Source organism: Desulfovibrio fairfieldensis (assembly GCF_001553605.1).
Taxonomy (GTDB): domain Bacteria; phylum Desulfobacterota; class Desulfovibrionia; order Desulfovibrionales; family Desulfovibrionaceae; genus Desulfovibrio; species Desulfovibrio fairfieldensis.
The window spans coordinates 485,387-499,869 of the sequence record NZ_CP014229.1 but is presented as its reverse complement, the minus strand read 5'-3'; the positions used below and the strand labels follow the sequence as shown (position 1 = coordinate 499,869).

At 64.8% G+C, this 14,483-nt stretch carries 14 protein-coding genes; 13 read left to right on the top strand and 1 reads right to left on the bottom strand.

Translation table 11 applies throughout. The features are described from left to right. The first annotated feature begins 89 nt into the window (after positions 1 to 89). The 10 genes from AXF13_RS02110 (at position 90) to AXF13_RS02060 (ending at position 10,807) form a co-directional block, all read left to right on the top strand. Positions 90 to 578, top strand: a complete 489-nt coding sequence (locus AXF13_RS02110; protein ID WP_223299956.1) for a GNAT family N-acetyltransferase — start codon at positions 90 to 92, stop codon at positions 576 to 578. Between the two features lie 181 nt (positions 579 to 759). Beyond that, a complete protein-coding gene (locus tag AXF13_RS02105) occupies positions 760 to 972 on the top strand; it encodes a hypothetical protein (RefSeq protein ID WP_062251474.1) in 213 nt (70 codons plus the stop codon). A 3-nt stretch (positions 973 to 975) separates the two neighbouring features. Continuing rightward, the gene (locus AXF13_RS02100; protein ID WP_062251473.1) at positions 976 to 2,784 is read left to right on the top strand and encodes a portal protein; all 1,809 of its coding nucleotides are present in this window, start codon (positions 976 to 978) and stop codon (positions 2,782 to 2,784) included. Next, positions 2,784 to 3,116: a Bbp19 family protein gene (locus tag AXF13_RS02095; RefSeq protein ID WP_062251472.1), complete on the top strand. Its 333-nt coding sequence runs from the start codon at positions 2,784 to 2,786 to the stop codon at positions 3,114 to 3,116. The genes AXF13_RS02100 and AXF13_RS02095 overlap by 1 nt, the downstream gene beginning before the upstream one ends. After that, positions 3,106 to 3,615, top strand: coding sequence for a hypothetical protein (locus AXF13_RS02090; protein ID WP_190276369.1), 510 nt, complete (start codon positions 3,106 to 3,108; stop codon positions 3,613 to 3,615). Before AXF13_RS02095 ends, AXF13_RS02090 begins: the two co-directional genes overlap by 11 nt. Positions 3,616 to 3,942: 327 nt before the next feature. Then, entirely contained in the window at positions 3,943 to 4,932 is a 990-nt protein-coding gene (locus AXF13_RS02085) for a major capsid protein (protein WP_062251471.1), read from the top strand. Positions 4,933 to 4,978: 46 nt separating this feature from the next. Further along, complete coding sequence (locus tag AXF13_RS02080; protein ID WP_062251470.1) at positions 4,979 to 5,428, top strand: hypothetical protein; 450 nt, start codon at positions 4,979 to 4,981, stop codon at positions 5,426 to 5,428. A gap of 727 nt (positions 5,429 to 6,155) precedes the next feature. Continuing rightward, positions 6,156 to 6,755, top strand: coding sequence for a phage connector family protein (locus AXF13_RS02070; RefSeq protein WP_062251468.1), 600 nt, complete (start codon positions 6,156 to 6,158; stop codon positions 6,753 to 6,755). A gap of 318 nt (positions 6,756 to 7,073) precedes the next feature. Next, positions 7,074 to 10,544, top strand: a complete 3,471-nt coding sequence (locus AXF13_RS02065; RefSeq protein WP_062251467.1) for a hypothetical protein — start codon at positions 7,074 to 7,076, stop codon at positions 10,542 to 10,544. Further along, positions 10,544 to 10,807: a hypothetical protein gene (locus AXF13_RS02060; RefSeq protein WP_062251466.1), complete on the top strand. Its 264-nt coding sequence runs from the start codon at positions 10,544 to 10,546 to the stop codon at positions 10,805 to 10,807. The genes AXF13_RS02065 and AXF13_RS02060 overlap by 1 nt, the downstream gene beginning before the upstream one ends. 72 nt (positions 10,808 to 10,879) lie before the next feature. Here AXF13_RS02060 and AXF13_RS02055 read toward each other — a convergent pair whose 3' ends face one another. After that, complete coding sequence (locus AXF13_RS02055) at positions 10,880 to 11,212, bottom strand: hypothetical protein (protein ID WP_062251465.1); 333 nt, start codon at positions 11,210 to 11,212, stop codon at positions 10,880 to 10,882. 105 nt (positions 11,213 to 11,317) lie between these two features. Here AXF13_RS02055 and AXF13_RS02050 point away from each other — a divergent pair, with 105 nt between their 5' ends. The 3 genes from AXF13_RS02050 to AXF13_RS02040 are packed head-to-tail and all read left to right on the top strand — an operon-like array spanning position 11,318 to position 14,443. Then, positions 11,318 to 13,381, top strand: coding sequence for a phage tail protein (locus tag AXF13_RS02050; RefSeq protein WP_062251464.1), 2,064 nt, complete (start codon positions 11,318 to 11,320; stop codon positions 13,379 to 13,381). A 12-nt stretch (positions 13,382 to 13,393) separates the two neighbouring features. Next, positions 13,394 to 13,867 carry a GNAT family N-acetyltransferase gene (locus AXF13_RS02045; RefSeq protein ID WP_062251463.1) on the top strand — a complete coding sequence of 158 codons (474 nt, stop codon included), beginning with the start codon at positions 13,394 to 13,396 and terminating at the stop codon, positions 13,865 to 13,867. Beyond that, on the top strand, positions 13,868 to 14,443 hold the full coding sequence (locus tag AXF13_RS02040) for a hypothetical protein (protein ID WP_062251462.1): 576 nt from the start codon (positions 13,868 to 13,870) through the stop codon (positions 14,441 to 14,443). Positions 14,444 to 14,483: the final 40 nt, after the last annotated feature.

The following is a 14,483-nucleotide window of genomic DNA, read 5'->3' as shown; positions in this document are numbered from 1 at the left end:
GGGATGAAAATTTTTCCGTCCCCGCCGAGGAGAGGGGCGAACTGCGCGCCGCGCGCGCAAAATACGGCTTCTTAGAAAGGAACGCGCTGATGGAACTGATCTACCGGCAATGCCTGGACAAGCGCGGCCGCGCGGCCCTTTTTCGACAGATGGAGGCCGAGGGCCTGCTGCCGTTCGCCATGAGCTCCCGGGCAAAGCCCGGCCTGGCGGACTGGCTGGCCCTGACCGCTTGCCGCGACGGCATGGTGCTGCTGTGCTGCGAGGACGAGACAGGACAAATCCTGGGCTGCGGGCTGTTCACCCGCCAGCCCTACCGCGTCTGGCATTTTGATTTCACGGCCTTCCGGGCGGGCTTTTCCGTGGCCGCGCAACAGGCGCGCGGCGGTTTCGCCTGGCTGTTCAAGCATCAGGACTGCACGTCCATCATGGGCGTCTGTCCGGCCCCCAACCGCCACGCATGGCGGCTGGCCTCCGCCTGCGGCTTCCGCGTTCTGGCCCGCCTGCCCAAGGCCTGCTGGCACGCCCGCAAAGGCCGCTATGTGGACGGCGTGCTGGTGCTCTGCACCAGCGCGGATTAACTTTGAGATTTTACAATCCCAAAGTTTTGAGGACGCCCGCTCCGGCAGTTAACAGCACAAGTAAATCGCGCTTATGTCTTCGCGGCGGGCGGCTGCTTCCGCAGCCTCCAGAGCAATTTCACTTTGAAATTGCTCTTAAAAAGATCTGAACATGGTCACACAACGACATCCGGAGGTCATCATGGGATTTGGAGGAGGCGGTACGCCCAGCATTCCCGAGCCCACGCCCGCGCCCAAGCAGGAGGTGCAGAAACCCGTCACCGAAGCGGCCACGGCGGCCCGTCAGAATCAGAGGGACAAGGCGGCCAAGGCCGCGGGCATCGGCGGGTCCATCTACACCAGCCCCCTGAACCGCGCGGACAGCACGACGCGCAAAACCCTGCTGGGGCAGTAAGCCATGAGCGCATCTCCCTCCGGGCACGAAGCCGCGCCCGCAGACGCGCAACGCGGAACCGACGTGCGCGAACCGGCCCGCCGCCACCGCGCGCTGCTGCGCCGACGCGCTCCCTGGGACACGGCATGGCAGAGTCTGGCCGACCACTTTCTGCCCACGCGCTGCCGTCTGCGCCCGGCGGACAATGACGGCGGGCAGACGGAAGAAGGCCCCATGCTCAACAGCCGCCTGGTGGACGCCACGGGCATCCTGGCCATGCGCGTGCTGGCCGCCGGTCTCCAGGGCGGCCTGACCAGCCCGGCACGCCCATGGTTCCGCCTCTCCCTGGACGACGCGGACCTGGCCAAAAGCCGCGCCGGCCAGGCCTGGCTGGACGAGGTGGCGGCGCGCATGCGCGTGGTCTTCCAGCGTTCCAATTTCTACAACGCCATGCATACCCTCTATGCGGAACTGGGCACCTTCGGCACGGCCTTTGCCTTCGAGCTGGCTGATCCGCGCTGGGGCTTCCGCTTCGTGCCGCTCTGCGCCGGGGAATACGCGCTGGACTGCAACGCCCGCCGCCGGGTGGACACGGTCTTCCGCCGCGCGTCCATGAGCCTGCGCCAGATCGAGGAAGCCTTCGGAACCGCGTCCCTGCCCGACAGCCTGCGCGAGACGGCCCGCCGCAATCCCGAAGAGCGGCGCACGGTGATCCAGGCGGTTTTTCCCCGTTCCGGCCGCGCGCCCGGGCATATGGACGCGCTCCGGATGCCCGTGGCTTCGGTGCACTGGCTGGAAGGCCGCGACGGCGGCGAGCATCTCCTGCGGGAATCCGGCTTCACGGCTTTTCCCGGCTTCGGGCCGCGCTGGGAGACGGCCGGGGGCGATGTTTACGGCCGCTCCCCGGCCATGGACGCCCTGCCCGACTGCCGCATGCTGCAACAGATGGGCATCACCACGCTCAAAGCCATTCACAAGGCCGTGGACCCGCCCATGAGCGTCTCCGCAGGACTCAGGGCCGTGGGCCTGGATCTCACGCCCGGCGGCATCAACTACGTGGACAGCCTGCCCGGCCAGAGCCCTCTGGCGGCCACGCCCCTGCTCCAGGTCCGGCCTGATCTGGCCACGGCCCGCAAGGCCATGGAGGCCGTGCAGAACCAGATCCGCGCCGGTTTGTACAACGATCTCTTCAAATTGATCCTGGAAGGCCGCGCCCAGGTCACGGCCAGTGAAATCGCGGCCCGTGAGGAGGAAAAGCTGGTGCTCATCGGGCCGGTGCTGGAACGCCTGCACGACGAGCTCTTCATTCCGCTCATCGACCGTACCTTCGAACTCATGCGCGGCCTGGACATGTTGCCGCCCTGCCCGCCCGAACTGGCGGGCCGCCGCCTGAAGGTGGAATTCGTCTCCCTGCTGGCCCAGGCCCAGAAACTGGTGGGCGTGAGCGCGGCGGACCAGTACCTGGCCCTGACCCTCAGGGCCTCCACGGCCTGGCCCGAAGCCCTGGACAGCCTCAACGTGGATAATCTGCTGGACAATTACGCCGAAAGTCTGGGCCTGCCCGTGAGCCTGACCCGGCCGCCCGAGGAGCGGCAGAGCCTCAGGGACGCCCGCGCCCGGGCCGTTCAGGGCGAGACCCTGGGCAAACAGCTTGGGGACGCGGCGGGCCTGCTCAAAACCCTGGCCCAGAGCCCGTTGGCCCAGGCGCGGACAGACGGCGGCGACGGCAGCGTGCTGGACGGCCTGCTCAGCCTGCTGCGCCGGGTGACGGCGGGCGGTCCGGCAACAGGCGGCACGCCGACGCCGTCCGCGCCCACGGAGGAACTTCGCTGATGGACGTCTTTGCTCCCTATGAACAGGCCCCGCAACGCGAGGCCCGGTCCCAACGCCAAGGGGCGCTGCTGGACCGGCGGCTGCGAGCCGCCGTGGACACGCTCATGGACGGACCGGATGGCCGCTGCCTGCTGCGCTGGCTGATCCAGGTCTGCCAGTGCTTCCAGGCCCTGGTCCCGTCCGGGGACGGCGACAGCCCGGAGGTCCACAGGCTTGTCTTCGCCGAAGGCCGCCGCTTTGTGGGCATGCGCCTGCTGCGGCTGTTGCAGGAGGCCGATCCCGGCCACCTGCCCCGACTTCTGCAAACCAAGGAGGACGATCATGGCATCTGAAACCGACATTCCTTTGCCCGGCTTTCTTCCGGATGAACCCACTCCCGGGCCGTCCGGGGTCGGTGCGACGGCCCCGGAGCCGGAGGAACCTTCCGGCGGGCCGGGCGCTGCGGCCTCTCCGGCGTCCTCCGAGCCGGAAGCCGCGTTCAGCGAACGCCTCATGGCCCGGCTGCGCGAGCATGAAAGCGCACAGCGCACGCGCTGGCAGAGCCAGGTTGAGCAGTGGCGGCAGGATGTGGCCGGAGATTCCGAACTGGGCGGCGACAATCTGACCGCCTCCGTGGCCCGTGCCCAGCTGGCCCTGGACCGTTTCGACCAGGACAAGAGCATCGGCCGCCTGCTGGAGCAATCCGGCTACGGCAATCACCCGGCGGTGATCCGCTTTTTCAACCGCATGGCCGATGCGCTCATGGAGGATACTCCTGCTTTGGGCCAGCCGGGGGGCGATATGGCCCCGCTAGAAGAGCGCATGTACGCGGGCTGGAGCTCCAGAGGCTGATCTTTGTGACGTCGGCTGCGTTAAGCGGCGCGGCCGCCTCGGTCGAGTAGGCGGCTACACTCCCTTCGGCGGCCCGTTTGCGTGCCTTGCCGGCGGACAAAAATATCAGCCTCTGGAACAACCGTTCAGAAAAACTGACAGGCGCACCCTACAACACACATTTTCATACCAGGGAAGCGCTGATTGATGAAGATTTTTGTTCTCTGCCAAGGACGGCGAACTCCGGGCGGAGGGAGCATATTCAAACCCGACCGTCGCACGGAGTGAGGCGGACGCGGGCAGAGGACAAAAAGACCATTACGCAGCACTTCCCGAACGAGGATAGCTATGTCCAACTCTCTGGGTTTCGTGGTTTCTCTGGCTGAAATGGAGCAGTTCTATCGCGGCGGCAAGGCCGGACAGATCATCGAACTGATGAACAAGACCAACGACATCATGGACGACGTGCTCTGGATGGAGTCCAACCAGTCCGACGGCCATCTGACCCGCATCCGCACGGGCCTGCCCGAAGTCTACTGGCGGCGGCTCTATCAAGGCACGCCGCCCTCCAAGTCGCAATGGAGCCAGGTCAAGGAAGGCTGCGGCATTCTGGAGGCCATTATGGAGCTGGACGTGGAGGAACTGCGCCTCTACGGCAGCCGGGACAAATCCTTCCGCATGAGCGAGGGGGTGGCCTTTGCCGAGGCCATGCGCCAGAAGGTGGCCGCCACCCTCTTTTACGGCGACAGCAATCTCAATCCCGACGAGTTCAACGGCCTGGCCATGCGCTACCCGGCCCGCGACGCCAACAACGTGCTGGACGCGGGCGGCCGCGACGAGGCGGGCTGCACTTCGCTCTGGCTGATTTCCTGGGGGGCCCAGGCCGTGCACGGCATCTACCCCAAAGGCAGCAGCGGCGGTCTCTCCCATGAGGATCTCCGGACCTACATGGCTCAGGACCCGGACGGCCGCAAATACCAGGTGGTGGGCGACAAGTACAACTGGCGCTGCGGCCTGGCCGTGCGCGACTGGCGCGGCGTGGTGCGCGTGGCCAACCTGCCGGTCAAGGATCTGGGCAAGCGCAAAGGCCAGAGCGGCTTCATTGATTTGCAGAAGCTGACCATCGAAGCCAAGAACCGCATGCCCCAGCATCTGCGCCAGAAGGCCGTCTGGTACGCCAACGCCGACGTGCTCACGGCCCTGGAACTTCAGAGTTCCGACGCGGGCAACGTGCAGTTGCAGTACGGCGAATTTTTCGACGCCAAGGCCGTGCCCGTGCTGCACGGACGCCCCGTGCGCCAATGCGACGCCGTGCTTTCCGGCGAAAGCGCTGTGTAAGACAGTTGCCCCGGACCATTCCTCCACACGAACACAAGGAGCTTTCATGGCCATCATCGACCGCAATGCCGTCTTTTTCGAAGGCCCGCTGACCGCCGACGCCCGAGGCCCGGCGGTGGCCCTCACCGCCCTGAAGATTCCGGGCCGCATGGAACCCATGCCCCTGCGCGTGTCCATCACTGAAGCCTTTTCATCCGAAGAGGTGCAGAGCCTGGCCTTCAGCCTGGAAGAGGCCGACGCGACGGACGCGCCCGACGCGGTGGGCGATTCCTGGTCCGCCGTGCCCGGCGCGGCCTGGACCGTCGCAGGCGCGCAGCTTGCCCTCGGCGCCCGTCTGGGGCCTCGCTTTCTGCCCCAGGGCGTGCGCAAGCCCTGGCTGCGCCTCAATTTTACGCTTACGCCGCAAAGCGGCAAAAGCGTGAGCGCGGGCAGGCTTTTCGCGGCCCTGCTGCGGGAGGAGGATATGCCGTATGAACCGGCCCTGCAGGTAAAATAAGGCGGCGTTCCGTTCTTTAGAGCAGATTTCCTTTGAAACGCTACACAGTTCAAAGGGTTCATTCCGGCAAAAAACGCGGCGCTGCTGGCGATCCCCGTATGGCTCCGTTGTCGCCAACGGGGACAGCCCTTCGGGCTGCCTTCGGTCGCTTTTCCGGAATCCACGCCGCGTTGCTCTCGATGCCTGTACGCCCTTTGGGCTACAGGCACGACCCTACGGGCCGCCCGTCGGGTCGGTCTTCGCGGCGCGCCTCACCGTGTTCGGCGTTAGAGCATTTTGCGCTTAAAATTATCGCTTAACGGCGAAGTAAATTCGCCTTGCGATAATTTCACGGTGCGGATTTTCCGTGAAAATCCGCACAGCACGTTAAGATATTTTCAATATCAAAACGCTCTAGGGTCTGTTAACACTATAGAATTTTTGTTCGCCTGCAAGGAAGATAAACCTGCTTTGAGGGAGTGTACTCTTCTGGTACTCGACCGAAAAAGCAGGTGAAATCTGACGCGGCAGGAGGGCAAAAAGGCATAGCGTTAACAGGCCCTAGCCCGCTGCCCGCGTCAAACAGCGCGGCCCGCCCCGGTCGTGTAGACGGCTACACTCCGCTGCGGCGGGCCGCTTGTTTTCCTTGCCGACGAACAAAACTCCTGTCCCGCCGATCCGCTTCGCCCGGTCATAATCGGCCTGCGCCGCCCTCCGGGGCGGAAGCACCATACCCCAAAGGATGCCCATGACCATCAGTCAAATCTCCATCTGGAACCGCGCCCTGGGCTTTCTGGGCACGCGCACCGTGGCGTCGGAGCGTGAAAACACGCCCGAGGCCCTGCAATGCCGCCTGTACTGGGATTCCGCCCGGCGGCAAACGCTGCGTGACTTTCCCTGGAATTTTGCCCAGCGCCGGTCCTGGCTGGCGCGCCTGCCCCTGCCCGAGGGTTTCGAGCGCGAGTTCCGCTTCGCCTACGCCCTGCCGGACAACTGCCTCAGGGTCCATGAAGTGCGCCACGAGGGCATTGCGCCCCGCCCCTTCAGTCTGGCCCAGAATACGGACGGCACGGCCTCCCTTCTGGTGACCGACGCCGCCCGCGCCCTGCTGCTCTACACCGAGGACGTGCAAAACAGCCGCCTGTTCGACGATCTTTTCGCCCACATGCTGGCCCGCAAGCTGGCGGCCCTCATTGCCGTGCCCCTGCTCAAGAATAACAGCCAAAAGGTGGGCGAACTGGAAAAACTCTATGCCGAGAGCCTGCCCCAGGCCCGCCAGGCAGCGGCCTCGGAGCGACGCGAACGCACGGCGGCCGACGCCTGGCTGGAGGCGCGGCAACGTCTCTGACCTTAGAGTATTTGCCACGTGGAGTAGTTGACGCATTCCATGCGTGAACTGCTCTGGGGGCGGTTTCTAGAGCAGATTCGCTTTAAAATTGTGCCAATTTCAAAGCTGACGCTGCCCTCAGCCTATCGTTGCTGTCGTCATCCATAAGCCGCCCAGCGGTTCTCTTTATCCGTACGGCTCACAAGTTCGCCTACGGCTAAAGCAAGGCGAGCCCTGGGCGAAGGAAGTATATTCAAACCCGACCTTCGCACGGGGCGATCCTGACGCAGGCAAAGGGCAAAAGGACAATTTAGAAATGCGCCCCTAAAGGAGCTAGTTATGACCATGCCCTACAGCGCAAGCCGCGCGCTTTTTGAAGGCAACGGCGCGGCCACGCAATTTCCCTTTTCCTTCCGGGTCTGGGACGAATCCCAACTGGTGGTCAGCCTGACCTCGCCCCAGGGCAAAACCAGCCGGGCCACGGGCTGGACCGCCGCGCTGACCGACACCGGCGGCACGCTCAGTTATCTGCACGAGGGTACGCCGCTGCCCGTGGGCTGGAAGCTGGCCATCGTGCGCAACATGCCCTTCAGCCAGGATATCGATCTGGTCAGCGGCGCGCGCTTTGACCCCCAAGTCATGGAGGATGGCCTGGATCAGGCCGCCGCCGAGCGCCAGCAGCTGTTGGAACAGCTCTCCCGCGCGGTGATCATGCCGCCCACCGGCGAGCAGAGCCCGGAAGAGGTGGTGGCAGACATCAAGGCCGCCCGCGACGCGGCGGGAGCCTCCGCCGGGGCTGCGGGCGACAGTGCCGCGCGGGCGGCCCAAAGTGCGGCAAATGCCGCTGCCGACGCCAACCGCTCGGCGGCCGAAGCCGCCGAGGCCGAATACTGGGCCGGGCGCGCCGAGGACGCCAGCAACAACGGCCCGGCCACGCCCGGGCACATCGGCGGCGTCAAACCCCGTCACGGCCTGTCTGTCATGGAGGACGGCACCCTGGACCTCAATACGGGCGACGGCCTGGAAATCGACGCGGCAAAAAATGCCCCGCTCGTCAACGCGTCCGGCATCCGGCACGGCATCCTGGCCGTGGCGCACGGAGGCACCGGGGCCGACACGGCCCAGGGAGCGCGGGACAACCTGGGCCTCAACGCCTGGCAGAAAGGCATGGAGAACACCAATCCCCAGCGCCTGCGCAACGTCATCCTTGCCGGTCGGGAAAAGGACGGCTATCCGGCCTACCTCGTGGGCCAGGAATTCATTGACATGCAGCACGAGGACGGCGTGTACATCAGCAAGCGCGGCACGGTCAGCGCCGGCGGGGAATACAGCACCTCATACCGGGCCACCAAGCCCCTGCGCAATCAGCTTGTCTACCAGTCCACAGGCTGGCTGACGCCCAACACCGTGACCAGCGGACAGTGGGAATACGCCTTTGCCGACCGGGCGCACGTGCTCACGGGCCTCTATCTCCAGAATTTCGACAACTCGCCGCAGTATTTTCCCCGGAAATGGCAGCTTCAGGGCTGGAATGAAAGCAGCGGTCTCTGGGAGGACATCTACCGCCGCGACAATGATCAGGCCCTGCGCGGCAGCCCGGACAATCTCAAGGACAACGGGCGGATGTACTGGTTCACGGAAAATGCCACGGCCTACCGGCGCGTGCGCATCAATATCGAAAGCAACCACGGCGGCGCGTACTCGCAGCTTTCCGTCATCCGCCTGTACGAGGCGGTCATTCCCGGCCTGCACAAATACGACCTGGCCCTGTACGCCACGCCCGAAACGCCCTTTGCGGCCTCCGTGGCCTGCGGCCTGAGCGCGGACGGCACGGCCCGCACCCTGGATCATCCGGTGAAGGTCACGGAGCACGTCGTTTTTGACGGGCGCAAGCTGGCGGAAATGAGCCGCAACTACATCTACGTCGTCCCGGCCGATGCAGGCACCGGCCGACTTCCGGACAATCTGGACGCGGACAGGGCCGTGCCCCTGCCCGGCAATGCGGCCTTTCTGTACGCGGACACCCGCAAACTGCACTACGGCACGCGCGGCGACATTGAAAAAGAGTGTTTCGCCCTGCTGCAATCCCGGCACACCGTGGCCTACGATCCGGTGCCCAACGGCATGTTCGAGATGAACCAGGGGGCCTGGAACCATCCGCTGTACTTCCAGAACATGCGGGTGGACCCCACGGAAAAGCCACGGGGCGCGGCCTCCAGCTACAGGTTTGCGGGCGGCGACAGCTTTATCGGCCCCAATGCCGACCTGACGGCATCCCTGCTCGGCAAAAACGCCCATCCCTACAGCAACGAATGCACCGTGGAGCTGGATTTCAAGTGGAACGGCCCGGCCCCGGAAACGACCGACGATTATTTTATCCTCTATGATAACGGATACTATACAAGCCGGGGCTGGACGCTGGCCTATCACAACCGCAAAAAATGCCTAGCCCTGCATTGGGGCAGCAAAACCGTCACCAGCTGGTGCTACCATGTGCCGTTCAATGCCGTTGACGGCACATGGCATACGGTTTCCGTGAGCCAACGCGATTCCAGCCTGTTCATCCATGTGGACGGCGTTTGCCTCGGCGCGTTCAACAACGTCTCCCTGTGCAATCCCAATTACCGCTATTGGTTTCTGGGCCGCTGGATACACTCGGGCAGCCACCAATGGTACGGGCATCTCAATAATCTGCGCGTCACCCTGGGCACGGCCCTGTACCAGGGGCGGGATTATGCCGTGCCCCCGGTTTTCAACCGTGGCCCGATTCCCGACAAAACCCTGTGGTACGACGCTGCGGAGGGCGTGGTCAAGGAATGGCAAGCGGATACGGGCGCGTGGCTGAAAACGCCCATGCTGCCCGTGGGACATGTGGATACCGGGCGAAAAGAGCACCTCATGACCGACCAGCCCAGGGGCACCTGGCTCAACCAGCCGACCAAATATGTGCTGCCCGAAGGTTACGGGTCTGACGGTGCATACGCAGGCAACACCACAGCCGCCAGCCTGTTCAATTTCGGTGACGGCGGGGCCAATGTCTATGGTTCGCCCAACAACGCCACAACCGAACATTTTATCCATATCGCGCTGGAACGCCCCATGGCTTTTGAGCGCCTGATGCTCACGCCCGGCGTGGGCACGTTTTCGTGGAACGCCTTCCCCTGTAAATTCAGGCTGTCCGGCGGCAATGAGGACGGGCAGCCCTGGGTGATGTTGATAGACCGCACGGCTTTTGCGGATGACGGGGGCATGATGTTTGAGGGCGTCAGCCCCAACGGCTCCAGCCCCAACCTGCGGGCATACAAGTCCTTCAGCTACGATAATCCCACGGCATTCAGCATGTACAGGTTGGATTTCCCGGCCAAAAACGACGTCCCCTTGTACAGGGATTACGGCCACACGGCCACAGCCGCCCTGTTCACCTTCCGTGACGCCAGGCCCGAAGTGCTGGGCATCTCCAGCTATGCCGCGGGCGAGGTGTGGAGCATCGGCCCCATTCCGCTGGGAGTGGGCACGGAGGCCGAAATCCCGGTGCCCTTCGGCAATCTGCCCTTTTCCGTGGACGGCTGTGTGGAGGAAGAGCAGGACTACCAGGTCAGAAAGCGCAGGCTGGGCGAGTTGTCCGGCTGGTACAGCAGCGGGTATTGCGTCACCGGTGAAGTTGTGTACCAGAAAAGCGACGCCGTGGTGCTGGTCACGGGAAACCACGCCATCAGCCACTACAACGGCGCGTCCTGGAACTCGCCGTCCGTGAATACGCAAAGCAACAAGGCCAACTACTATCTCAGCCTGCGACGGAGGGGCGTGTAATGCAAATTCTTACCTGGCTGACGCCCGAGAATGAAGTGTACTGCGCCGCGATGCCGCGCGGGGCCGGAGACACGGCCATCGCCGACAGACCGGCGGACATGCCGCAGGGCCGCTACAACCGGGAAAGCGGGCAGTGGGAACGGGTCTACGAGGAGCCCGGACCGGAAGACATCAGCCTGGGCGAAGCCGAGCGGCTTTACGCCTGGGCCGAAGCCCAGGGCGAGGGCATGGCGGGCATCATTCTCAAGGCTTTGGGGCTGTAAGAGGTCGCTATGCGCGTAGTCCCGCAAAACCTTGCCGTCGGAGCCACTTTGAGATGGGGGAAAGATGCGTAATCAAAAACCCAGCCAGCCAAAACCCTTGGCCATGATGGCGGCCAACGCGACCCAGCCGCCGATCTGCCACTTGAGCAGGCGCATTTCCGATTCCTTGATCTGGGCCTGCAAGCGCAGATCGACTTCTCTAATTTCCTTGCGCACCACTTCAATTTCTTTTTGCAGGCGCAACTCCGTCTCGCGCAGTTCCGCCTTGACGGCAAAAACGTCTCCCTTGGTGGCGAGGTCTTTCTTCTGTTCTTCATTGAGCTGCTCAAGGGCTCCAATGATGATCAGGGCGGCTTCCTCACCCACGGCCTTTTCCAGCTTCTTTCCGGTGTCAAACAGCAGCATACGGCCTCCGATGTTCCAGATATAGCTGTAATATCAAATGTTGCCAACAGGAGAGTTTCATGCCTCGCAACTATACCAGCAGCAGCAAACAGTAAGAAACAGAACATGCGCATAGCCCTGCAAAACTTCACCGGCGGCGAGGTGGCCCCCACCCTTTCCGCCCGCTATGATCTGTCCCGCTACCACAATTGCGTGGCCTGCATGGAAAACATGCTGCCCGGCCTGCACGGCGACGTGAGCCGCCGCCCCGGCACCCGCTTTCTGGCGGATCTGGGCGGCTATGCGGTGCTGATCCCGTTCAGTTTCAGCGCCGAGGCCGGACAGAATTTCGCGCTTGTTTTCGGCGAAAAAAGCCTGCGCATCGCCGACGCCGACGGCCTTGTGGGCAGTCAGCCGCCCATTGCCGCGCCATACGCGGCCGAAGACCTCCTGGAGCTCTCCCACGCCCAGGCGGGCGACGTGATTTACCTGGCCCACCGCCGCTACCCCCTGCACAAGGTGGTGCGCCGGGACGCCGCCGACAGCGAAACCGGCGGCTATGCCTGGAGCCTGGAGGAAGTGGTCCTGAACACGTCCCTGCCCGCCCCGGCCGCGCCCTCGGTGGCCTTTTCCGGCAGCGGCGGCTCCTACGCCCTGCGCTACAAGGTGGCCGCCGTGGACGACAAGGGCCGCCAGTCCCTGCCTTCGGCCGCCGGCGAGGGCGCTGGCGCGCGCCACCCCTCGGACTGGGTGCAGGGCAACAGCGCCGCCGTTTCCTGGCAAGCCGTGGAAGGCGCGACGGAATACAACATCTACCGGGAAGAGGCCGGGTATTTCGGCTTTATCGGCATCTCGCAAAGCACCACGTTCAGCGACCAGAACTACCAGGCCGACACCGCCGACACGCCGCGCGAAGACTGGAACCCCTTTGCCGAAAACAACAATCCCGGCGTGGTGGCCTTCCACCAGCAGCGCATGGTCCTGGCCGCCACGCCCGCCGCGCCCCAGGCCTTTTACATGTCGCGTACCGGCGATTTCGAAAATTTCCGCAAGTCCCGGCCGCTTCAGGACGACGATCCCGTGGAATACCTGATCGCCTCGGGCTCCATTGACGCCATCACCTGGGCGGCCAGCTTCGGGGATCTGCTGCTGGGCACCTCGGGCAGCGAGTACAAGGCCGGGGGAGGCGGCGACGGCGCGGCCATCACCCCCAACAGCGTGAGCATCACGGCCCAGTCCTACTGGGGCAGCGCCGGGCTCGCGCCCATCATCATCGGCAACTCCATTTTGCATGTGCAACGCCACGGCGGCCGCGTGCGCGACCTTTTCTACTCCCTGGAAAAAGACGGCTACGCGGGCAACGATCTTTCCATTCTGGCCCCGCATCTTTTCGAGGGCCACAGCCTGAAGCAATGGGCCTACCAGCAGACGCCGGGCTCCACCATCTGGATCGCGCGCGACGACGGCCTGCTGCTGGCCTTCACCTATATGAAGGAACACGACATCTGGGGCTGGTCGCGCCAGATCACGGACGGGCGCGTGCGCTCCGTGACAGCGCTTTCCGGCCGGGACAGCGACGTGCTGCTCCTGGTCGTGGAACGGCGGATTCAGGGCGAAACACGTTTTTTCCTGGAGCGTCTGGCTGGCCAGTGGCGGGACGACGCGCCCGTGTCCGAGGCCTTTTTCGTGGACTGCGGCCTGACCATCCGGCGGGAAAATCCTTCCACCCTGGTGGACGGCCTGGACCACCTGGAAGGCCGGGAACTCTCGGTGCTGGCCGACGGCAGCCCGGTGGAGGGCTGCGTGGCGCGGAACGGGCGTATTGAGCTGCCCTATCCGGCCAAAGTGGTCCAGGCAGGGCTGGGTTTTGTCTCGGCCCTCTCGCCCCTGCCGCTGGAAAGTGACACCCGGTCCGGCTCCACCCTGGGCCGCAACCGCTCCCACGGGCGCTGCACCCTGCGCCTGCACCGCAGCGTGGGCGGCAAATACGGCCCCAACCGCGACGAGCTCTACGACCTGCCCTTTCTGCCCGAGCGCTGGGGCGAGGCCGTGGCCCCTTTTTCCGGCGACGTGGACTGCATCCCCGGCGGCGGCCAGGCCAGTTCGGCCACGATCTGGCTGGTGCAGGACAGGCCCCTGCCCTTCCGGCTGGCGGCCCTGGTGCTGGATGTGGATTTCGGCGAAAAATGACGGAGGTACGCCATGCTCCATTTTCAGGAAGAAACCTTCGCGCGGGTGCGTGACGACGTCCAGGCTCTGACCCAGGCCCACTGGGACGAGGTGGAAGCCGCCCTGCACGGCGATCAGGCCTACAGACTGGACAAGGAACGCTATGCCGCCCTGGAACGCCTGGGCATGCTGGCCGTGATCACGGCCCGGCATGAGGACGGCCCGCTGGCCGGGTATGCCGCCTTTACCGTGCTGCCCTGCCCGCACCGGGCGGACATCACGCTGGCGGCCCTGGACGGGCTCTATCTCGCGCCCGATGCCCGGCGCGGCCTGGCCGCCCTCAACCTGCTGCGCCGCGCCGAACAATGCCTGGCAAGGCGGGGCGTGGGGCTCATCCAATACAGTTCCCCGGCTTCGCGCCCCTGCGACGCGCTCTACCGCCGCCTGGGCGCGCGGCACACCGAGAGCGTCTGGCACAAATCCCTTACTCACGAAGAGGAGCGATAAATGGCTATTGCAACCGGCACCGCCGCCATCATCGGCGCGGCCATGGCCCTGGCGGGAACGGCGGCGGGCGCGGCAAGCGCCGCCCGGCAGGCGCAGACCCAGAAACAGCAGGCCCGCTATCAATCCCAACTGGCGGCCCGCAATGCCGCAATCGCGGAGCAGAACGCCCGGGTCGCCGACGAGGAAGCCCGCGCGGCCCGCAAGGGGGGAGCCGAGGACGCGGCCCGCAAACGGCAGGAGACGGCCCGGATCATAGGAATGCAACGGGCCGGAGCCGGGTCCTCGGGCGCGCAAGTGGACGCGGGCGGTAATCTGGACCGCGTGCTGGACACGGCGGAAAAAGGCGAGATGGACGCGCTCTCCCTGCAACAACAGGGCGCGGACGCGGCCTACAACCAGCAATTGCGGGCCTGGGGCCTGCGCAACCAGGCCGAGAGCGCGAGCCTTGAGGCGCAATACCTGCGCGGGCGCGGCAACACCGATTATCTGGGCCTGACCACCACCCTGCTCAACAGCGCGGGCCGCACGGGCCGCAATTTCTTCAACCTGGATAGGCAGGGTCCGCGCCTGCCCTGAGGTCCCGCCGGACCCATCGCGACGTCATCCGCAAAAAATA